Source organism: Enterobacter cancerogenus, assembly GCF_019047785.1.
In the GTDB taxonomy this organism is placed as follows: domain Bacteria; phylum Pseudomonadota; class Gammaproteobacteria; order Enterobacterales; family Enterobacteriaceae; genus Enterobacter; species Enterobacter cancerogenus.
Window position 1 is genome coordinate 3,493,790 of sequence record NZ_CP077290.1, and the last position, 21,129, is coordinate 3,514,918.

The 21,129-nt window shown below is 52.7% G+C and carries 18 protein-coding genes; all 18 read left to right on the forward strand.

Annotated elements, in window-relative coordinates:
• Nucleotides 1-83: 83 nt before the first annotated feature.
• The 18 genes from I6L58_RS16515 (at nt 84) to I6L58_RS16600 (ending at nt 21,116) form a co-directional block, all read left to right on the forward strand.
• Nucleotides 84-623 (forward strand): fimbrial protein, encoded by a 540-nt coding sequence (locus I6L58_RS16515; protein WP_006178504.1) that lies wholly within the window; start codon nt 84-86, stop codon nt 621-623.
• Between the two features lie 90 nt (nt 624-713).
• On the forward strand, nt 714-1,472 hold the full coding sequence (locus tag I6L58_RS16520; protein ID WP_058610783.1) for a fimbrial biogenesis chaperone: 759 nt from the start codon (nt 714-716) through the stop codon (nt 1,470-1,472).
• Nucleotides 1,473-1,507: 35 nt separating this feature from the next.
• A complete protein-coding gene (locus I6L58_RS16525; RefSeq protein ID WP_058610784.1) occupies nt 1,508-4,105 on the forward strand; it encodes a fimbria/pilus outer membrane usher protein in 2,598 nt (865 codons plus the stop codon).
• On the forward strand, nt 4,096-4,644 hold the full coding sequence (locus I6L58_RS16530) for a fimbrial protein (protein WP_088208546.1): 549 nt from the start codon (nt 4,096-4,098) through the stop codon (nt 4,642-4,644). Before I6L58_RS16525 ends, I6L58_RS16530 begins: the two co-directional genes overlap by 10 nt.
• A 90-nt stretch (nt 4,645-4,734) precedes the next feature.
• On the forward strand, nt 4,735-5,253 hold the full coding sequence (gene tssB / locus I6L58_RS16535; protein WP_006178500.1) for a type VI secretion system contractile sheath small subunit: 519 nt from the start codon (nt 4,735-4,737) through the stop codon (nt 5,251-5,253).
• Between the two features lie 21 nt (nt 5,254-5,274).
• Nucleotides 5,275-6,774 carry a type VI secretion system contractile sheath large subunit gene (gene tssC, locus I6L58_RS16540; RefSeq protein ID WP_006178498.1) on the forward strand — a complete coding sequence of 500 codons (1,500 nt, stop codon included), beginning with the start codon at nt 5,275-5,277 and terminating at the stop codon, nt 6,772-6,774.
• A 159-nt stretch (nt 6,775-6,933) separates the two neighbouring features.
• Nucleotides 6,934-7,419, forward strand: coding sequence for an Hcp family type VI secretion system effector (locus tag I6L58_RS16545; RefSeq protein ID WP_006178497.1), 486 nt, complete (start codon nt 6,934-6,936; stop codon nt 7,417-7,419).
• 89 nt (nt 7,420-7,508) lie between these two features.
• The gene (tssJ, locus tag I6L58_RS16550) at nt 7,509-8,036 is read left to right on the forward strand and encodes a type VI secretion system lipoprotein TssJ (protein ID WP_254082128.1); all 528 of its coding nucleotides are present in this window, start codon (nt 7,509-7,511) and stop codon (nt 8,034-8,036) included.
• A gap of 3 nt (nt 8,037-8,039) precedes the next feature.
• On the forward strand, nt 8,040-9,386 hold the full coding sequence (tssK, locus tag I6L58_RS16555; RefSeq protein WP_006178493.1) for a type VI secretion system baseplate subunit TssK: 1,347 nt from the start codon (nt 8,040-8,042) through the stop codon (nt 9,384-9,386).
• Nucleotides 9,386-10,741: a type VI secretion system protein TssL, long form gene (gene tssL / locus I6L58_RS16560; RefSeq protein ID WP_088208548.1), complete on the forward strand. Its 1,356-nt coding sequence runs from the start codon at nt 9,386-9,388 to the stop codon at nt 10,739-10,741. Before tssK ends, tssL begins: the two co-directional genes overlap by 1 nt.
• Nucleotides 10,742-10,752: 11 nt before the next feature.
• On the forward strand, nt 10,753-14,580 hold the full coding sequence (tssM, locus tag I6L58_RS16565; RefSeq protein ID WP_233500310.1) for a type VI secretion system membrane subunit TssM: 3,828 nt from the start codon (nt 10,753-10,755) through the stop codon (nt 14,578-14,580).
• Nucleotides 14,581-14,593: 13 nt separating this feature from the next.
• Nucleotides 14,594-15,247, forward strand: a complete 654-nt coding sequence (locus tag I6L58_RS16570) for a T6SS protein Cts1T (protein WP_167519828.1) — start codon at nt 14,594-14,596, stop codon at nt 15,245-15,247.
• A gap of 4 nt (nt 15,248-15,251) precedes the next feature.
• A complete protein-coding gene (locus I6L58_RS16575) occupies nt 15,252-17,753 on the forward strand; it encodes a type VI secretion system Vgr family protein (RefSeq protein WP_217060235.1) in 2,502 nt (833 codons plus the stop codon).
• 60 nt (nt 17,754-17,813) lie between these two features.
• Nucleotides 17,814-18,077, forward strand: a complete 264-nt coding sequence (locus I6L58_RS16580) for a PAAR domain-containing protein (protein ID WP_006178487.1) — start codon at nt 17,814-17,816, stop codon at nt 18,075-18,077.
• On the forward strand, nt 18,061-18,924 hold the full coding sequence (locus I6L58_RS16585) for a TagK domain-containing protein (RefSeq protein WP_088208551.1): 864 nt from the start codon (nt 18,061-18,063) through the stop codon (nt 18,922-18,924). Before I6L58_RS16580 ends, I6L58_RS16585 begins: the two co-directional genes overlap by 17 nt.
• Nucleotides 18,925-18,941: 17 nt before the next feature.
• Nucleotides 18,942-19,739 carry a type VI secretion system accessory protein TagJ gene (locus I6L58_RS16590; protein ID WP_006178485.1) on the forward strand — a complete coding sequence of 266 codons (798 nt, stop codon included), beginning with the start codon at nt 18,942-18,944 and terminating at the stop codon, nt 19,737-19,739.
• Nucleotides 19,726-20,229, forward strand: coding sequence for a type VI secretion system baseplate subunit TssE (tssE, locus tag I6L58_RS16595; RefSeq protein WP_006178484.1), 504 nt, complete (start codon nt 19,726-19,728; stop codon nt 20,227-20,229). Before I6L58_RS16590 ends, tssE begins: the two co-directional genes overlap by 14 nt.
• Nucleotides 20,230-20,516: 287 nt before the next feature.
• Entirely contained in the window at nt 20,517-21,116 is a 600-nt protein-coding gene (locus I6L58_RS16600; protein WP_227658119.1) for a helix-turn-helix domain-containing protein, read from the forward strand.
• Nucleotides 21,117-21,129: the final 13 nt, after the last annotated feature.

A 21,129-nucleotide genomic window follows, 5' to 3' on the forward strand; every position in this document is an offset into this window, starting at 1 on the left:
TACAGGAAGTATGTAAAAAACCCAAAAGCGATCTTTGGGTCGCGAAGTTTTAATTTGAATAACGCTAATATAGGGAATTTGTTATGTCTACTTTCAAAATGACATTATGCGCGCTGGCAATGGCGACAGTATCTACTTCTGCGCTGGCTGCCACGCAGGGTACCGTAACGTTTAACGGTGAACTTATTACCAGCACCTGCGAAATTGCCGCGGACTCTGTTGACCGTCAGGTACAACTGCCGACGGTAGCGATTCAGACCCTGGCCAAGTCAGGCGACACTGCTGGTTCTAAAGGCTTTGACCTGAATGTTGAAAATTGCCCTACCGGTATTACTCAGGTAGCCGCGCACTTTGAAGCGGTCGGCAGCTCTGGCGTTGACAGCGCAACCGGTAACCTGACTAACCAGTTCACGGCAGATGCAAACAACCCTGCGGCCGGGAACGTACAGGTACGTCTGTATAACTCCGACGAGAATCAGCTGAAACTGGGTGAAACCGGCGCGCCTGCTACCGTGACTAACGGTTCAGCAACCATGCGTTACTACGGTGGTTACTACGCAACGGGCGCGACCTCTGTTGGTAAGGTTTACGCGCAGGCGGCTTATACCATCGCGTATCCGTAAGTTTTTTCCGTCAGGATTAAATCCGGGGCGAGCAATCGCCCCTGTTACGCCATTTTATCAGATAGACCGTATTACCTGCGGGGCAGTACTATGAAATTTCAACGTGCAATATTATTAAATGCTTTTCTCTTTTTTTCTCTGGCAGCTCAGGTTGCCGTTGCCGGGATGACCATATCCGGTACGCGGGTGATTTTTCCCGGTTCTGAAAAAGAGCAGACGGTAAGAACGAATAATAAAAATAATACACCGACACTGGTTCAGGTCTGGGTTGATGATGGTAATAAAAATACTGACATTAATAATATTAAGGTGCCATTTACCGCCACACCGCCCGTTTATCGCGTAGAGCCAGGCAAAGGGCAGAGTGTACGTCTTATTTATAATGGTATGCCATTGCCGCAGGATCGGGAGTCGGTGTTCTGGTTTAATATGCTGGAAATTCCGCCGATGAATGAAAAGGCGAAAGACACCGATCGTCTGGAGCTGGCATTCAGAACCCGTATTAAAATATTTTATCGCCCGACCGCGTTAAAAAGTAGCAGTGCCAATGAATTTGAAAAACTGCGCTGGGAAATCATCAGCCCGACCCGGGGTATTAAAGTGAGCAATCCAACGCCTTACTATTTTTCATTTGATTCGGCAATCGCCTATTCAGGGAACACTCAATATCCCCTGGCGACGGATATGATCCCGCCGTTTGGCAGTAAAGAATTTGTCCTGGCAAATAAAAATAAAGCGCCGGCAACGATCGGCAGCGTTGAAGTCCGCCTGATTAACGATTACGGCGGCGTCGTTAAATATCAGTTGGCTCATTCAACAGGTAACACCCTGTCAATAAAGAAACAATAAAACGCTGAGAGCCGCGTAGCGGGGGAGACAAGGACGTGAAGCCGAAAGAGATAAAAAAACATGCACGCCGCGCAATCCGTGAGTCGAAAATCGCGGCGGCGATACGCCATATTCTTATTGCTTCTTTAGGAGCCAGCGTTTCCGTGTTGGCGCATGCCAGCACCGGGGATCTGGCAACCAGCGGTAAAAACGACGTGGTGAAGTTTAACAGCTCGTTTATTCACGGCCTTAGCGTTGATGTCTCTCGTTTTTACGAGGGTAACCCGGCGCCAGCGGGGGAGTATGCGGTACAGGTCGCGGTCAATGGTCAGAGCCGGGGGCAGCGTAAGGTGCTGTTTAAAACCGTTAAAGGCAATGTTAGCGCTCAGCCCTGTTTCACCTATGACGAACTGACCCATCTGGGCATTAAGGTGACGGCGAAACCCGAGGCCTCAGACAGCGAGCAATGCGCCACGGTGGATGAGTGGGTGGAAGGCGCGCACGCGAATTATTTGTCCGGCGATTTTTACCTCGACCTGGTCGTTCCGCAGGCATACATGGTGCAGTTCCCGCGGGGTTATACCGATCCTGCCTCGTGGGATCCCGGCGTGCTGGCGGGGGTGCTGGACTATAACGCCAACGCCTATGCGCAGCAGAACGTCAATCAGTCCGGCGGGGAAAACGATCGATCCGCCAGCGGCAACCTGGGATTGATGATGGGGCTGAACGTCTATGACTGGCGATTTCGTAAGCGGCTGAACACCAACTGGAGCGATACGGGCTCAACGCATACTCACTCCATCATGACGTATCTGCAGCGCGACGTTCCGGTGCTCAGAAGCCAGCTGACGCTGGGCGATAGCGTGACCAGCGGCGATCTGTTCGACAGCATGACGGTGAGAGGGATCCAGCTTCAGTCTGACGACCGTATGCTGCCGGAAGGCTTACGTTATTACACCCCGATGGTACGCGGCATCGCGGAAACCAACGCCAAAGTACAGGTGACGCAGCGGGGCCAGACGCTATACGAGACAACCGTACCGCCGGGTCCGTTTGAACTGAGCGACATTGGCGCAATGGGATATGGCGGTGACTTGCAGGTGACGGTGACGGAGGCAGATGGCCGTCAGCGGACGCAGGTGGTGCCCTTTTCCGCGCCGCCGATGTTGCTGCACGCTGGCGTCGACCGCTTTGGCGTGACGGTAGGTAAGTTGCAGGACGATGCGCTTGCCGAAGAACCCGGCGTTGCCCAGGGCTTTTACCAGTATGGCATTGGCAATATGTATACCCTGTACGGCGGCGGCCAGCTGGCCGATCACTACGCCGCGGTAGGGCTGGGAAACGCGTTTAATACCCCTCTTGGGGGCATATCGCTGGATGCGACCCGCGCGCGCAGCGAACTCGGCGGCGGCAAGGTCTCCTCCGGCAACAGTTTTAATATTGGTTTTAGTAAGTTCCTGGATGCCACGTCAACAGACGTCACGCTGGCGGCTTACCGATACTCATCAACGGGGTTTTACAGCCTCCGCGATGCGGCGCTTGAGCGCTATGGCTCCAGAAGTAATGACTATCTGGTGGATTATCGCACCCGGCAGCGCTTTACCCTGAGTATCGGTCAGCCGTTATGGAACGGCAGCAGGATAAATTTTTCCGGTAATTTTTATAACTACTGGGACGATCGTCCGTCGACCAGCCAGTACATGGTTTCGTATAACAAATCCGAGCGTTATTTCTCGTGGTCGGTGTCGGCTTCCCGGTCGTATAACAGCGACGGACACAACGTGAATAACGTGATGCTGTCCGTCAGCGTGCCGCTGGGACGCAGCGTCACAGAAAAACCGCTGTTCAGCACGGTCTACTCTACCGCCATGCATGACAATAACGGTGGCAGCGGTTTCCAGATGAACGCCATCGGCAGTCAGGGCGTGCAAAACGACCTGAGCTACGGGGTGGGTACCTCAATGAATAAAGCCCGGGATACGTCCACGCAGGCGGCGTTCAATGGCAACGTGAATTACAACTCGCCGGTAGGGCAGTTGGGCGCGACCGCGTCGGTGGGGAATAAGACGCGTCAGCTCTCGCTGTCGGCAAACGGCAGCGTGGTGGCGCACAGCGGCGGCGTTACGCTGGGGCCGCGACTGGGCGATGCGCCGTTTGCGTTGATTGACGCCCCGGGGGCAGAAGGGGCAAGGATGCTGAACGGCTACGGTTCTCGCATCGACTCCCGCGGCTTTGCGATTGTGCCGTCGCTCACCCCCTATCGTGAAAACACCATTGCGGTGAATACCGTGGGTCTGCCTGATAACGTGGATGTGCTGGAAAGCGAAAGTACGGTGATTCCGCGTATGGGCGCTGCGGTGAAAGTGAATATTAAAACCCAGGTGGGGGCGCCTGCGATATTAATTGTCCGGGATCGGAACGGACAGCCTTTACCTATCGGCGCGGATATTTTTGACCAGCTGGATAACAGTCTGGGCATTATTGGACAGGGCGGTATGGCGTTTATTCGCGGCTGGCAGGCCGAGAACAGCAATTTATATGTGAAAAACGCGTCTGGCGATCGCCTGTGTACGATTTATTCCAATAGCGATATCGCTAACAAAATAAATAAATCGGCCGGTTCGATTACCCAGGTGGAGGTGGTATGTCATTAATAAAAAACGCGCTCTTTCTGGCTCTGTTGGGCACTCCGGCAGCCTGCGTTTATGCAGTGAATTACTCAATGGATGTTTATTTTACGGGCACCTATACCGACGAAACCTGTGTCGTAGAGATTAATAATGGCAGCAATAATGAAGTCGTTACATTGCCTAAAATCTCGGTGATGTCGCTGCAGTCCAACGGCAGTGAAGCGGGCAGCGTACCGTTTAATATCACCTTAAAAGAGTGCCCGGCCAGCAGGACCGTAACGGTGTTTTTCAACAGCAGCGCCTCCGGCGCGGATACCGCGACGGGAAACCTGGTTAACGGTACCGGAACTGATATGAGCAAAAATGTTCAGATCAGATTACGTAAAGAAGACAGTTCGCAGGTCATTATTGATGATGCGACATCCGGGCAGGATTACGTTATTTCTGCCACGGCGGACCCATTAAGTCATCGATTTTTAGCGAGCTATTATGCGAAGGGTGACTCAGCGGCTACTGCCGGCAAAGTGCAGACGGTAGCAGGAGTCGAGCTTGTTTATAAATAACAGGGAGTGGAATCAGCGAATTATCTGAACGTTAACTATCAGACCAGTCATGATTTATACATAAACGGTGATTAAAGAGTATATATCCATATGAGCAAGAGTAACTCACAAAAATTTATCGCACGTAACCGTGCGCCGCGCGTACAAATTGAGTACGACGTGGAAATCTATGGCAGCGAAAAGAAAATTGAACTGCCGTTCGTTATGGGCGTACTGGCGGATTTATCCGGTAAACCGCTGGAGCCGCTGCCGCCTGTGGCAGACCGTAAATTCCTGAGTATCGATATCGATAACTTTGACGAGCGTATGAAAGCCATGCGTCCGCGTGTGGCGTTCGCGGTGCCGAATACCCTGACGGGTGAAGGGCAGCTGATGGTCGATATGACCTTCGAAAGCATGGACGATTTTTCTCCGGATGCGATTGCCCGCAAAGTTGACTCGCTATCTCAGCTTCTTGAAGCCCGTACGCAGCTCGCCAATCTGCAGACCTATATGGACGGTAAAGCAGGCGCGGAAAGTCTGGTGATGAAGGTGCTGAATGACAAGTCGCTGTTGAACACCCTGGCATCGGCGCCAAAACCTAAACAGGCTGATGAAGCCGCGTCCTGAATGTGAATCAGAGAGATAAAAATGGCAACTCAAGCACAAAACCATAAGCAGGCCGCGCCGCAGGCCGCAACGCAAAATGATTTTACTGCGTTACTGACCCGTGAATTCAAGCCGAAGTCCGAGCAGGCGAAATCGGCGGTCGAAATGGCGGTGAAAACCCTGGCGGAACAGGCGCTCTCTACCTCGATCACCATGGCTGACGATGCGTACAAAAACATCGCGGCGATTATCGCGGAGATTGACCTTAAGCTGTCACAGCAGATTAACCTGATCCTTCATCATGAAGAGTTCCAGCGTCTTGAAAGCGCGTGGCGCGGCCTGCACTACCTGGTGAACAACACCGAAACCGATGAGAAGCTCAAGCTGCGCTTTATGGACATTTCCAAAGATGACCTGCGTCGCAACATGAAGCGCTACAAAGGGATCGCATGGGATCAAAGCCCGCTGTTTAAGCAGATCTACGAAGAAGAGTACGGTCAGCTTGGTGGCGAACCTTACGGCTGCCTGGTGGCGGATTACCATTTCGACCACAGCGCGCCGGATGTGGATCTGCTCTCCTCCATCGGCAAGGTGGCGGCGTCCGCTCACATGCCGTTTATTACCGGCGCGTCGCCATCGGTGATGCAGATGGACTCCTGGCAGGAGCTGGCTAACCCGCGTGATCTGACGAAAATCTTTACCCAGAACCTGGAGTATGCCGCGTGGAACTCCCTGCGTCAGTCTGAGGATTCTCGTTATATCGGTCTGGCGATGCCGCGCTTCCTTGCTCGTCTGCCTTACGGTATCAACACCAACCCGGTGGATAACTTCAATTTTGAAGAAGATACCGACGGCGCGAATCACAGCAAATACGTCTGGGCTAACGCCGCGTATGCGATGGCGGTAAACATCAACCGTTCGTTCAAACACTACGGCTGGTGCACCATGATTCGCGGCGTAGAGAGCGGTGGCGTGGTGGAAGATCTGCCGTGCCATACCTTCCCGACCGACGATGGCGGCGTGGATATGAAATGCCCGACGGAAATTGCGATTTCCGACCGTCGCGAGGCGGAGCTGGCGAAGAATGGCTTTATTCCACTGGTACACCGTAAAAATACCGATTACGCGGCGTTTATTGGCGCGCAGTCATTGCAGAAACCGGCGGAATATTACGATCCAGACGCCACGGCCAACGCCAATCTTTCTGCGCGTCTGCCGTACCTGTTCGCCTGTTCACGTTTCGCACATTACCTGAAGTGCATCGTGCGCGACAAAATCGGTTCGTTCAAAGAGCGTGAAGATATGCAGCGCTGGCTGAACAACTGGGTCATGAACTATGTCGATGGCGACCCGGCGAACTCGTCGCAGGAAACCAAAGCGCGTCGTCCGCTGGCGGCAGCGGAAGTGGTGGTAGAAGATGTGGAAGGTAACCCGGGTTATTACCAGGCGAAATTCTTCCTGCGTCCTCATTTCCAGCTGGAAGGTCTGACCGTTTCTTTGCGCATGGTCGCTAAATTACCGTCACTGAAAGACGTGGCGTAATTCAGGCAATAAAGTAATAAGAATAATCACTTTATTATTCTTAAAAGATGCGGTTGCGCAGGGATCCTTGCGCACTGTGAAAGACAAAAATATTTTGTCTTCATTTCGTTCGTTACTCATTAAGTAACGTTGTTAATAAGAGCTAATTAAGGAAATCATATGGCTCAGGATATGTTTATTAAAATTGATGGCATCGAAGGCGAATCTCTTGATGCTACCCATAAAAATGAAATCGAAGTGCTGTCCTGGCATTGGGCTAGCGCACAGAGTTCGAATATGCACAGCGGCTCCGGCGGCGGCGCAGGTAAAGCAACAGTTGAAGATTTTTGCTTTGAGCACTATGTCGATAAGGCCAGTACTAACCTGCTGAGCTACTGCCTGTCCGGTAAGCATATTAAAGACATTCAGTTTGTGGTTCGTAAAGCTGGCGGCGATCCGCTGGAATATCTGACCATCAAATTCTCTGATGTCATTATTACTCGCGTTGAAACGGCGGGTTCCCACGAAGACGAAACGCGTCCACGTGAACGCGTGACGTTCGCCTTCACCAAACTGACTCAGGACTACGTCATGCAGAACGCCGAAGGCGCGAAGTCTGGCGTAATTTCTACCAGTTATGACGTAAAAGCTAACCTGCGCAGCTAATTAACGCCGGTTCGCTGACAGAGTTTTGCCGCTACGGCGGCAAAACTCTTCTCACAATGACGTCGTTCGGATGGATTGAGTGGAAACCTATGCTTAGCGGAAAAGAAATAAAACACATGCTTAAAGGAACGGCAGTTTTATTACTGTCACTCTTTTTAGTCGCCTGTAGTGGAAGCAGCAGTCCCGCGCCCGATGGTGATGAAATAAAAATAAATCTGCTGGCGGCAAACGATATTAACCCCAATGAAATGGGCGATCCGGCGCCACTCAATATATTTATTTATAACGTCAAGGATCTGGATGTTTTAACCAATGCGGATTTCTATGAAATTGTTGAGGGGACCAGCAAGCCTGTACAGGCGGCTGCTTCAAAAGTCTATGAAGCGATTTTACAACCCGGAGAGTCGCGCACCATTCTGATTAAACCAGACGGTACTACACGCAGCCTTGCTTTCATTGGTGCCTATCGCAGCCTTAATGATTCTCTGTGGCTGGCGAGTTGGGATCTGCCAGAAAAGAAAAAGTCGTGGTGGCGGCCGAGTTTCTTTAGCGATGATTCGCGTGAGTTGAATGCGCATTTCCAGAAAACAGCAATAACAATTAAAGAAATGGATTAAACCGTGAGAACGAATAAAGTCGTCTGGAGTGAAGGGCTGTTTCTTCGTCCGCAGCTTTTTCAACAGCAAGAACGCTATTTTGAATACTACGCACATAAAAGAGCATCGACCCTGAGCCCCTTCTTTTGGGGATTCTCGCAGTATGAAATCGACCGCGAGGCGCTGTCGTATGGCAAGCTGGTGCTGCGTACCGCACGCGGCGTATTGCCGGACGGCACGCCGTTTGATGTGCCCGACCACGCCGATTTACCCGAGCCGCTAACGATTTTGCCAGAACATCTGGGCAAGACGATTTATCTGGCGGTACCGTTACGCCTTGATAATAGCGATGAGACAATCTTCAGCCAGCATGACGCCAGTTCGCTGGCGCGTTTTCGCGCGCAAGAGACGGAACTGTGCGACACCAATGCGATTCGCCAGGGGCCGAAGCCGGTTCAGCTGGCCAAACTGCGTCTCAGGCTGATGTCGCAAACGGAAATGACCGAATCGTGGATTGGCCTGCCGCTGACCCGCGTGAAAGCCATTCAGCCCGATGGCAGCGTGCTGTTACATCTGGACGATTATATCCCGCCCGTCACCGGCTATGCGGCGAACCCGCTGCTGAGCGAATGGCTGACCCACCTTAATGGTCTGGTCAAAATGCGCGCCGGGATGCTGGCGCACCGCCTGTCGGCATCCGACGGCAAGGCCAGCGCCAGCTCCGAAGTGGTGGATTATCTGCTGCTGCAGATTTTCAATAAATACGAGCCGATTCTCGACCACCTGCGCCATATTCCGGAACTGCCGCCCATCGTGCTTTACGAAGAGCTGGCGAAGCTGGCGGGCGAGCTTTCAACCTTTGTGCGCACCAAAACGCGTCGTCCCAAGAGCGCGCCGGGCTATGACCACGCCAGCCTTTATCCTTCCATTCGTCCCCTGGTCGACGATGTGCATGACCTGCTGAACCAGATCCTGGTGCGCGCCGGGCAGCTTATTGATCTGCAGGCCAAAGGCAACGGCGTCTGGGCTGCTTCGATGTTGCCGAACGAGCTGCGTTCGTTCTCAAATCTGGTGCTGGCCGTTCATGCGCAGCTGCCGATGGACGTATTGCAGCAGCAGTTCCAGGCGCAGGCCAAAATCAGCGCGCCGCAACAGCTCCATGAACTGGTTCGCTCGCACCTGCCGGGCCTGGTGTTGCAGGGGCTGCCGGTACCGCCGCGTCAGATCCCCTACAGCACGGGCTACGTCTATTTTGAACTGCTCAAAAATGGGCCTTTCTGGGACAAGATTTCAACCACCGGCGCGCTGGCACTGCACATTGCGGGTGAGTTCCCTGGCCTGAAGATGGAACTTTGGGGAATCAGGAACTGATGAAAGACGATATCAACCCGCAAGTCTCCGCGGAACCGACGGAGTTCGAAGACAGCTCGCCGCAGGCGTTGGGTAAGTTCCTTCTGGATGAGCAGGGCGACTGGATACAGGAGCCGGAAGCAACGTCGAAAGGGGAAACAGGATCGGTTGGCGACCCTACGCCACGTGGCGAACACGCGCTGAAAAGCGAAAGCGTGCAGCAGCGGATCTTACGCGTGAAGGCGGCGGAGAATCCGCTGCTGGAAGCCGCGCAGCCGCTGCTGCGCGCGCTTGGCGATATGCCGGAGCAGATTAACGATATTACCCATGTTGAGATCCTCAAAAATACCCTTAAAAGCCAGATCACGCTGTTCGGCGTTGTCTGCGACGAGGTGAACATCCCGTGGAAAAAGATGGCGATAGTACGGTATTGCCTGTGCACCGCGCTTGATGAGGCGGCGCATACCACGGCATGGGGACTTGAGGCGGGCTGGTCGCAGAGCAACCTGCTGAACCACTTCGAAGGGGACAACGACGGCGGGAATAAATTCTTCCTGCTGGTTGGCCGCCTCTCCATGAATCCCACTGAATTCGCGGATGTGCTGGAGGTTTTACTGCGCATCCTGGGGCTGGGGTTCGAAGGACGCTACAGCATTATTGAAGATGGTGACCGCCAGCTCAGCAAGATCCGCCAGCGCCTGTTGACCCTGATCCAAAGCACGCGCAACACCACTCCGCCCGCACTGTCGCCGCATGGGCTACAGCCGCACGGCCCTGCGGTGCGCGAGAAGATTGTCATTCCCGTGCGGCTAAGCGCGCTGTGCGCTGGCGTACTGGTGGCGTCGTCGTTTCTCTGGTGCAAATTCTGGTTACTGTCGCGCACCGACGGCATCACCAATGGCATCTATGCCATGCAAAACCTCAGCGTGCCCGTGGCGCAACCTGCCATGCGTCTGAAGCTGGCGGTGCTGCTGCGTAACGAAATCAGGCAGCAGCTTCTGAGCGTGGATGAGGGCCAGAAGCAGAGCAAAGTAGTGCTGAAAGGGGATGCGCTGTTCCTGTCCGGATCTGTCCGTGTTCAGCCTGAGATGGTGAAAGTCATAGAACGTATCGCCAGCGAAGTCCGACGCGTGAACGGCGACGTGGTGATTGTCGGTCATACGGATGCCACGCCAATCAGTCGGCCAGGCTTGCCTAATAACGTTGTGCTCTCGGAAAAACGCGCGGCGGAAGTGGCGCAATATTTTATTTCGGCTGGGCTGCCTGAGAGCAAAGTGAAAGTCCGCGGCGTGGGGAGTAGTCAACCCGTGGCGTCCGATGCGACGGCTCAGGGAAGGGCGAAGAATCGCCGTGTCGAGTTTTTTGTCACGTATTAACGAGGACGACAATGTCTTATTTAAATAGAGTCTTCACCACGCGGTTTATGAAGACGCTGCTGATTGTGTGCTGTGCTGCCTTACTGATCGCCGCCATCTGGTTCCTGGGACCCTTCTTTGGATTTGGTGAATCTCGTCCTCTGCAGAGCATTGAATCGCGCATTATTTTTATTCTGCTGGCGGCATTTTGCCTGGTCTGCCTCTGGCTGGGCTGGCCCGCGTTTATTGCGCTGACCGCGACGCTGTGCGTGGTTGTCTGGGTCTTTGGCCCCTTCCTGTTGGTGGGTGAAAGCTGGCCTGTTGCGCCGGTGAGCGTCAGGCTGGCGATCATTGCCGTTATTTTGCTGGTCGCGTTGTTATACGGCTTGTGGTTATTACTGCTGGCGCTGAAAGACAACCCGACGTTGCTGAATAAGTTTGCCCGCAATAAGGGGCCGGTCGCGGATGATAACAGCGCGGAAGTGATGGCGGTCATCAGTAATGCGGTTAATTACGTCAATAAAAGCCACGGCACGCTGTCGTTTTTCCAGCGCGTGATCCTGGCGCGTAAGCCGCTGGATGTGCTGCCCTGGTATATGATGATCGGCACCGCCGGTGCCGGTAAAACGTCAGCGATCCTCGCGTCCGGCCAGAATTTCCCGCTGCCTGAGCAGCTGAATCAGGTCGGGAAACCGGCTTCGCCTACCCGCAACTGCGAGTGCTGGTTCGCTAATGACGCGATCTGGCTTGATACCTCCGGGAAATACATCAGTGAGCCGGAAACTTACCTCAGCGAGTGGCGCGCGATCCTGAAAGCGCTGAAAAAACACCGTCCGGTGAAGGCGATTAACGGTGTGGTGCTGACCTTTTCCGCCGCCGACGTGATGTGCCGCAATAAAGCCGAACTGTTTGAGCTGGCGGCCAGCCTGCGGGCAAAAATTGAGGATGCGCGTCAGACGCTGGGCGTGCGTTTTCCGGTATATGTGCTGGTAACGAAACTCGATCAGTTACCAGGCTTTACCGAATATTTCAGGATCCTGACCGATCAGGAGCGCGAGCAGGTCTGGGGCGTGACGTTCCCTTATGGCGATGCCAAAAGCGCTTCCGTTTCGGGGCTGCGTAGCCAGATCGCCGAGGAGTTCTCCCTGCTTGAAGAGCGTCTGGAGCGCGAAATGATCGTGCGTCAGCAGGAGGAGTATGACCACCGGGATCGCAAAAAGATGTACGCGTTACCGCAAGATTTCCATCTGCTTTCCGGGATGGTGGCGGAAGTGGTGCATAACATCTTTTTTGCCTCCCGCTACGATGAAACGCAAAGCTATACCCAGCTGCGCGGCATCTATTTTAGCAGCAGCCATCAGCCGATCGATTTTAACCTGCTGAATAACCAGAGCGTGATTCGCCACTGGTCAAACTACGTCGAGCATAAGTCGCCGGAGGTGATGGCATCGCTGAGCGCGAAGTCAGATGACCAGGACTTCCTGATAAACGATGTCTCCTATGGGCGGCAATACTTTCTTAAACAGCCCTTTAGCGAGGTGATCGTTAAAGACCTGCATCTGGCGCGCTATAACCTGGCCAACCAGTCAAAGTATCGCCTGCAACGCTTCCTGGGACATACGCTGTGCATTGTGATCGCCTTTATTTTGCTGAACGGCTTCTATAACAGCTATCACAACAACAGCGGTTATCTGGATGCCATCGAGACAAAAGTGGCTGCGCTGCGCGGCGAAGTTAACCGCTTTAACCAGGCGGCGAACGACACCATGCTGCCGCGTCTGCTGGCGATGTCACGCTCGCTGCCAGATTACGGCACGCTGGATGTGTTCAACCCGTTACTGTCATGGCGTTATGGGCTGTATACCGGCACGGACGTGGCGACGGCGTCGGATTCGCTCTATCAGTATTTCCTGCAACGACTGCTGCTGCCGCAAATCCAGCAGCAGGTGGTGGTGGCGTTACAGGATGCGATTGATAGCAGTGACGCTACGCGCATCTACAGCCTGTTAAAGCTCTATCTGCAGGTCTCCGGCCAGGGCAAGTTCGACAAGCAGGAGATGATCGCCAGCATTACCCAACTGTGGGAGCAAAATGGCAAGCTCCAGCCCTATGAAGAACGTCAGGTGTTTGTCTCGCATCTGACCCAGCTTTTTGCCGTGCCTGAGTGGAGGCGTTTTGGTCAGGATGCGGATGAAGGGCTGCTGAAATACGCGCGGGCGGTGCTGGAACGCGAAGACTTAGCCAGCCGCCTTTACGGGCGTATCAAAGCCTCGCTGGCGCAGGATGCGCCAGCGGATTTAACCCTCGGTGAAATGGCTAAATCCCAGGGCGGCGACCTGTTTACCCTGAGCGATGACTATAGCGAGAGCGCCATTCCCGGCCTTTTTACCCGAGCCGGGTATTACGAGGCGTTTAAAAAAAAAATGGGTCCGGGGCTGATGCTGTTAGCGCATGAGGATGCCTGGGTCCTGGGAAAAGCGAAGCCGGACGCTGCGCCCCCCAAAATAGCCATCGGCAACGACGGCACGCTGGTTAACCCGGTGCAGCAGCAAATCCTTGCCCTCTATCTGGATGAATATACCCAGCGCTGGCAGGATTTTCTGAGCCATATTCGCATTAAAGAGAATGTGCTCACGCAGGATTACGGTATGGCAGGCGTGACGGCAAATATCTATATGCTGCGTACGCTCAGCGCCTCCAACTCGCCGCTGGTGAATCTCATTCAGCGTATTGTGAAGGAGACGACGCTGGTGAAAAGCGATGAAAAATCGCTGCTGGATAACGTCAGCACCAAAGGGCGAATTCTGAATGCGGCGGAGAAGGTGAGCCTCGCTTACGCCAGCATGGAAAAGAAGTTGCTCAGGGAGCGGGTGGATAACCCGTTCGCTGCGCTGCGTGAATTTGCCACCGGCAGCCGCGAACTGGCGCAGGATGGAAGCCCGGCGATGACCGGCGCGGAGCTGGGCAAGCTGATGGGGGCGTTAAGCGAGCAGTACACGCTGTTTGTGATTTACGACGATGCGCTGAAAAACGGGAACTCACCGTCGCTGCCGAACACGGCCCTGAAAATCAGTGCCGAATCGCAAACCTGGCCCGATCCGCTGAGCCACCTGGTGGGGCCGCTGCTGGACAGCGTTTACCATCACGCCAGCCAGGAGGCTATTGCCAGAAGCAATGAAGGCATTGAGGAGAGTATCGGACAGGTTTGCCGCACCACGCTTAAGGGACGTTATCCTTTCGCCGATACCACGCGTGAAGTTAAACGCGCAGACTTTGAACGCTTTTTTGGCGTGGGCGGCCTTGTTGATGAATATTACAAAAAACACCTCGCGGATAAAGTCGATACCTCTTCGCAGCCGTGGCGTTATAAAGGCGATGTCGAGACGGATGATGCGAATATGCTGGCGTTTTTCGAGCAGGCGGCAGAAATACGCGAAGCCTTTTTCCAGGGCGAGAATGGCCGGAAGCTAGCGCTCGCGTTTGATATTTCGGTTCTGCATCTGGACCCGGCGGTTACGCAGCTCAATATGAATTTTGACGGTCAGCAGGTGAATTATGCACACGGGCCGGTTTCATCAACGTCGGTCGTCTGGCCAACGTCACGCGCCGTATCAAAAACGACAATGAATGTGACCCCCAGGGCCGCGACGGGGAACTCGGCGCTGATGTTTAGCGGTCCATGGTCGCTTTTACGCTGGCTGGATAGCGCCCGCGATATTTCCTCAACCGACAATGATGAACTGATTTTACGTTATTCGCTGGACGCCAGACGTGCCGACCTCGAGGTCCAGGGGTTAACCTTCAAAGATCAGCTGGTTGTGGATATGTTGAAAGATTTTCGTTGTCCTGGCGAATATTAAATCCGAGGGGAAGATGTCTCTACGACTGTATTTACTTGGTGGTGAGTCGCGTGCCAGTCCGTTTGTCAGAATGAGAAAAAAACAGCGCCAGACGGAGGCTTTTATTTCTCAAAAAATTCTGACAAACATGGCGGCAGCAATGACAGACGAATATTTGTCTACGGCATATCCGTGGTGTTTTGTCATATCGTCCAGCACTGCACAGGATAAATATCATTATGTCGGGGCGTATAAAGTTCTTTGTAATGAACACGGTGAAAAAAGGCTTATTGGGATGTACAGCGCGGTCTCACACCAGTGGCTGAATAAGAACATGCAGGCTGAATTTCCGCTGACCTTCTGGATGAGTAGAATTTTAAATATGGTACAGGAAAAGGATTTTTCTGCCCGCAACACACCCTTGCTGCGGCAATGGCGCACGGCATTGCAGCGTGCCTATTCGCCATTTTGGGAGTCTTTTGCGCTGACGCCAGCCTGGCGTTTTAAAACGCGTTCGCAGGCCTTACTCAGGGAGGGATCACAGGAAGACTATTGCATCCGGAAAAGCGATGGAGTTGACGTTATGCCATGGAAAAACTGGCCTGACTGTCTGTTAAACGAGTCAGGAATATGGTTATGGCGGGAAAGTCGACACAGAAAAATATTGGATTCACAACGTATCAGGTGAATATATGTCACGTACTATAACATTAAGCAGTCCGGCGATGCCGTCGTTGCTGGGCGATACCGCTCTGGTCATCTCTAAGCTGGATGGCGAAGAAGCGCTGTCGTCCCTGTACTCCTATGTGATTACGGCTAAAACCCCGGCTAACCCGTTAATTCCCTGGCAGGCCGCGTCGAATGTCGATTTAAAAGCGTTAATCGGCAAAGAAATGACCGTCACCATTGAACTGGATGGCAACGGTCTGGGGGATATTTTTGCTATTGGTAAAGATACCCGGGAAATCTCAGGAATAGTGCAACGCGCCCGTTATATCGGACGCGATGGTAATCAGGCACTTTATGAGATTGTGATTCGCCCATGGCTACATCTGGCAGAACTGACCTCTGATTTCAAGATATTCCAGCAAAAAAGCGTGGTGGATATTATTGATGAGGTGTTAGGTGAATATAACTTCCCGTTAGAAAAAAGATTGTCGGGAAGTTATCCGCTGCTGGATTTCCAGGTTCAGTATGGTGAAACCGACTTCAATTTTATTGAACGGTTAATGGAAGAGTGGGGTATTTACTGGTTCTTTGAACATGCTGAACAGCACCACAAACTGATTTTGGTGGATAACGTCGGGGCGCATAAACGTTTCCCGAGTGAAGCCTATCACGTGATTCAGTATGCTGCCGATCGTCCAAAGATGGACCAGGAATATATCAGCCAGTTCCATTTCCAGGAGACGATTACCTCCGGGAAATGGGTCACCAATGATTATGATTTTACGAAATCACGCGCCGATATCATGGCGTTGGACAGCAAGCCGCGTAAAACCAGTTTCAACGATATGGAGATCTTCCACTGGCCTGGCGATTACGAGCAGCCCACTATTGGTGAGCAGCTGGCGCGGGTGCGCATGGAAGAGCGCGGGGCGCTCGGCTCACGCTGCGAAGGATCCGGCGAACTGCGCGGTATTGCCTGCGGGTGTGACTTTGAACTGGTGAATTATCCCGTCGAAAAAGCGAACCGCGAATACATGATTTTGCGAAGCCATCTGCTGGTGGAAGAGATTAATCAGGTGACCGGCGTGGATGAGTTCCGCTATCACTGCGATTTTACCGTTCAGCCAACCACCAAAATTTATCGCCACCCGATGACGGTGCCCAAGCCGAAAACCAGCGGACCGCAAACGGCTATCGTTGTGGGGCCTGATGGCGAAGAGATCTGGACCGACGAATACGGCCGCGTAAAAGTGCGTTTTTTGTGGGATCGCTACGGTAAAAACAGAGAGTCCGACTCCTGCTGGTTACGCGTGAGCCAGGCCTGGGCCGGCAATAACTTTGGCGGGATCTATATTCCCCGTATCGGTCATGAAGTGATTGTCGACTTTATTAACGGCGATCCAGACAGGCCGCTGATTATTGGCAGCCTGTACAACAACGTCACGATGCCGCCGTGGGATTTGCCGGTAAACGCCACGCAGAGCGGGCTGGTCAGCCGCACCGTGGGCGGAGGGCGCAGCAACTTTAACGGCATTCGCTTTGAAGATAAGCCCGGGCTTGAACAGTACTGGGAACAGGCCGAGCGCAATATGACGCGTCTAACCAAGCAAAACGAGGATCAGACGATTGGCATGAACTCCAACGTGAATGTCGGCCTGTCGCGAAACCTGTTTGTTGGCGCGAACTATATGTCGGATGTGATCGGCAACAGTAGCGCAATGATCGGCGGCGCGCTGGCCATTCAGGTGGGAGGAGGCCAGACCGATAACGTGGCGCTGGCGAAAGGAATTAACGTCGGCGGTGCGTTTATGACGACCGTAGGCGGCTACCACTCTTTGTCCGTTGGCGGTGCTCATCAGGTCAACGTGGGGGGTTATCACTCTCTGGCGGTCGGCGGAGCAAGCACCACCGTTGCGGGAGGGGCGATGACGCTCACTGCGGGCGGCGAGCTGGTGATCTCGGCGAAGAAGATCAAAATCGTCGGTTCCGATCAGGTCATTATTCAGGGTGGCACGGTCGAGCTTAACCCTGGCGACTGCTGCGATAACTGCGGCGGTGGCGGCGGGGGAGGTGGCGGCGGCGGAATGATTGGTCTGCCGGGCCTCCCTGCGATTTCAGCGCTGTTTGGCGTTGTGCTTCCGTTACCGCCACTGCCGACGCCAACGCCAACGATTCCACCTACGGACACGCCGACGCAATCCCCGACGGAGACCCCAACGGAATCCCCGACGGAAACGCCAACGGAATCCCCGACGGAAACGCCAACGGAATCTCCGACGGAGACACCAACGGAATCTCCGACGGAGACACCAACGGAGACCCCGACGGAAACCCCAACGGAAACGCCAACGGAGACCCCGACGGAAACGCCGACGGAGACCCCAACGGAAACCCCGACGGAGACGCCAACGGAGACCCCGACGGAAACCCCAACGGAAACGCCGACGGAGACTCCGACGGAAACGCCAACGGAGACTCCGACGGAAACGCCAACGGAGACAGGCAGCGCAACGCCTGAACCCTAATGTGCATCTGGCGACGAATACATTTCGTCGTCACCCACTAATTTCAAAGGAGAGTGAAATATGCAAAACGCAGCACGTGTCGGAGATGCTACCGCTCACGGTGGCGCCTTATGTTCCGGGTCGGGCGATGTCTACGTTAACGGCATTCCCGCCGCGATGGTGGGCGTCAGTATCGCGCCATGCGCGCTGTTACATGGTGCCGCACCCGTGGCAGTCGGATCAGGATCGGTCTTTATCAACGGCGTTCCGGCCGCCAGACTGGGCGATGTCACCGGGTGCGGGGCGGCTGTCATAACGGGCTCTGGCGATGTCTATATCGGTTAACGAGATGAAGTTCCGTTTTCAATGGCCCACATCGCGCCAGCCCGTGTCGCTGCAGGAAGGTATTACGGCGGATCGGGCCATCGCGTTAGAGGTAAGCAGTGGGGTCTTTGGACCCCACAGCCAGGTGCCGGAGGGGCAAGATGCGGTGGCTTTTTACTGGCATTTAACCCGTCCGGTCATGCGGAACTTTTGCGTTAACGCCATCTGTTTGCTGGATGGCGTAGAGCTTTGCTATGGCGAGAGCCAACCCCTGCGCGTCGGCAGCTATCTTCAGGCAGGACACTTCAGGCTTGAGATGGTCACGGACGACGACGACGCGCTAGCGCATCAGGAATTGTTGCCGTTTATCGGTGCGGATAATACATGGCAGGCAACGGACAAGATCCCCGAAGTAGAAGAGATTTTGCCGAACGGCGGCAGTTATATAAATGACTTACATTATTTCAATAACGTTATCGCGCAACGAAACAGTGATGATGTATTGAAAATGCTTGAAATCGAGTACAAACGGTTCCTTATCTGGCAAGAGCAGGGACGCCAGTATTACGATAACGTCAGCAACGAAGCCGCCTATCTCATTAAAACTGATAATCAGTTTGACCGCGTAAAAGAATGTCTTAAAGAAAAGACCTTAACGGAATGTATTGTCGACAGAACTTTTCTGATGGAAAAGGTCTGGCCCGATTTTGAAAGCAGCGGCATCGCGGACGATATTTTTGCCGAAGAAGAAAAAATCGATTTACTCAAATCTCTGTCACCCGACCCGATCGTGGCGAAAGGAATGAATCAGGTACCCGAACTGGTGTTTCGTGATTTCCACAAAATTGGCCTCGATTCTCACTATTAATAACAGGAGTTACTATCATGCAGGATATTACGACATTAACTGAAACACTGAAAACCTCTTCTCTGAACAATTTACTGGAGCAGGTACTCTCGCAGGTGAAGGCATCGCCAGACGATCTCAAAGCCCGGGAAGTGCTGTTTAAATTGTATTGCGTCGATGGCGCGTGGGATAGCGCATTACTGCAGCTGCAGACATTATCGCTACTTGATGAGGAAATGAAAAAACAGTGTGAGTTATATAAAAATCTCGTCTTTAGTGAAATGCAGCGCACGCAGGTTTTATCCGGCGAGCGTCTGGCCGCAACATTACAGGGTGATATGCCGCAGTGGATGGCGAAACTACACGAGGCCAACGGACAATATTGCCAGGGCAATATGGCGCTATCAGATATCACGCGATCTGAAGCCTTTGAACTTGCTCCGGAAAGCCGTGGTAAAAGTGATACCCTGGGCGAATTTACCTGGATTGCAGACAGTGACGGGCGTCTCGGGCCTGTGTGCGAGTTTATTTGCGCCGGTGGATATCGTTGGCTGCCGTTCTCTGAAGTCCAGCAACTGCGTATTTCAAAACCGAAAGATCTGATCGACCTTCTCTGGACACAAGCTTCCGTTAACGTCGCGGGGGAGGAGTATTTTGGCTTCATTCCGGCGCGCTACCCGATTATGGCGGATGATGGCCAGGACTATAAGCTGGGGTCAAAGACAGAGTGGTCGATGCTGTCCGATCTGCTCATTCTCGGCCATGGCCGTAAGGTACTGATTACCGACAGCTGTGAGCATTCGATCATGGAGGTGGGTGAGATTGTATTCGAATAAGTCCTTTACCAGAGAAGGCCGCTATCTTCCTACACTTCTTGAGCGGTTACAGGATGACGAACCTAAAAGCCCACACGATCGCGCCAGACCTGTCGATGTTAAAACGATACGTCAGCTGGTTCAAAAAGATATTGCTGATTTAATTAATCATACAAATATCGAGGATACGCTCAACGAGCAACGCTATAAAGCAGTAACGGAATCGGTGCTTAATTATGGTATTCCGGCGCTGATCGGCAGGCATGAAAATCGTAATAACTGGCAGGTTATCGAGCAGGCTATTCGTAAGGCTATCATACGTTTCGAACCGCGTATTATCCCTGAAACACTGCTGGTGCGTTCATTGCAGGAAAAGGAACAGATGACGAGACATGCCGTTATTGCTTTTGAGATTAGAGGTCTAATTGACTGGCAGCCCCACCCGGTAGATTTGTGTATGAATGGCCGTTATGACATGGAGTCAGAAAAGGTGGATTTGAAACTTCTTTAATTAATGTGAATTTATATTAAATAGAGAAATTTACCCTATAAATTAAGATCTTTCCTTGGGCAATTTTCTTGGTGAATTATCCTAAAATGTTTGATAGCCATTACCAAGAGAGAGGTTTTTGAATAATATCGAGGTGAGCTTTGTCTTAATTTGTAAAGTTCCTGGAGATCTGTTCCCGCTAGCGAATGCAGTTTATTGCATTTATTGTTTATCTTGCTGTTTCCGGAGATAACTTGCCTTAAAGGGAATGCAACACATGGGTGTGGAATATGTTGAATATATTGTTGATGGATTCTAACTATTATCGTGGGTTAGGGGTAAAATCCTTAATTTTGAGTCAAATGCCAAACGAACGTCTGAATGATGCGCGTTTTGCATTATCAACAGATGAAATGAGTAAGGATGACGCTAATATCATCTTCTATGATGATTTTGTAACGATTAATGTTTTGAACAGGAAGAAAATTCGTAGTAATAGCGACCGCTGGCTTAAAGATACCAGGGAGCCAGAAAAGCTCACGTTGCATGTTCCGTTTTTGGCCCGCAATCAAACGCTCAATGACGTATCGATGAAGATCGGTAAAATTCTGGCGATCGCGACTGCGGACTATCATGTTCATTTCAATAAGAAAGATGCTTACTGGAGTTTTGGACTGAAGAAATACGCACAGCTCTCTGATGCGGAAACCGATGTCATGCTCTTAATTGGCAGGGGTTACAACAGCGGCGATATCTCACGAATGTTGAATCGCTCACGAAAGACAATCAGCACCCATTATCGTAACGCCAGTCGTAAAATGGGCGCCTCAAATCAGGCCGAGTTTTATCGTTACGCTTCGTTCGTCGCCAGATGCGGGTGTAATGAAAGAAACACGCTGTGTTTATAAATGGATTAGTGAA

Bases quoted from the DNA above. Each gene is read 5' to 3' on its own strand.
- tssJ (WP_254082128.1), top strand. From the start codon at position 7,509: ATGCTTAGCGGAAAAGAAATAAAACACATGCTTAAAGGAACGGCAGTT.
- I6L58_RS16585 (WP_088208551.1), top strand. From the start codon at position 18,061: ATGTCTATATCGGTTAACGAGATGAAGTTCCGTTTTCAATGGCCCACA.
- tssC (WP_006178498.1), top strand. From the start codon at position 5,275: ATGGCAACTCAAGCACAAAACCATAAGCAGGCCGCGCCGCAGGCCGCA.
- I6L58_RS16530 (WP_088208546.1), top strand. From the start codon at position 4,096: ATGTCATTAATAAAAAACGCGCTCTTTCTGGCTCTGTTGGGCACTCCG.
- tssL (WP_088208548.1), top strand. From the start codon at position 9,386: ATGAAAGACGATATCAACCCGCAAGTCTCCGCGGAACCGACGGAGTTC.
- tssM (WP_233500310.1), top strand. From the start codon at position 10,753: ATGTCTTATTTAAATAGAGTCTTCACCACGCGGTTTATGAAGACGCTG.
- I6L58_RS16600 (WP_227658119.1), top strand. From the start codon at position 20,517: ATGGATTCTAACTATTATCGTGGGTTAGGGGTAAAATCCTTAATTTTG.
- tssB (WP_006178500.1), top strand. From the start codon at position 4,735: ATGAGCAAGAGTAACTCACAAAAATTTATCGCACGTAACCGTGCGCCG.
- I6L58_RS16580 (WP_006178487.1), top strand. From the start codon at position 17,814: ATGCAAAACGCAGCACGTGTCGGAGATGCTACCGCTCACGGTGGCGCC.
- I6L58_RS16545 (WP_006178497.1), top strand. From the start codon at position 6,934: ATGGCTCAGGATATGTTTATTAAAATTGATGGCATCGAAGGCGAATCT.
- I6L58_RS16570 (WP_167519828.1), top strand. From the start codon at position 14,594: ATGTCTCTACGACTGTATTTACTTGGTGGTGAGTCGCGTGCCAGTCCG.
- I6L58_RS16590 (WP_006178485.1), top strand. From the start codon at position 18,942: ATGCAGGATATTACGACATTAACTGAAACACTGAAAACCTCTTCTCTG.
- I6L58_RS16515 (WP_006178504.1), top strand. From the start codon at position 84: ATGTCTACTTTCAAAATGACATTATGCGCGCTGGCAATGGCGACAGTA.
- I6L58_RS16575 (WP_217060235.1), top strand. From the start codon at position 15,252: ATGTCACGTACTATAACATTAAGCAGTCCGGCGATGCCGTCGTTGCTG.
- I6L58_RS16520 (WP_058610783.1), top strand. From the start codon at position 714: ATGAAATTTCAACGTGCAATATTATTAAATGCTTTTCTCTTTTTTTCT.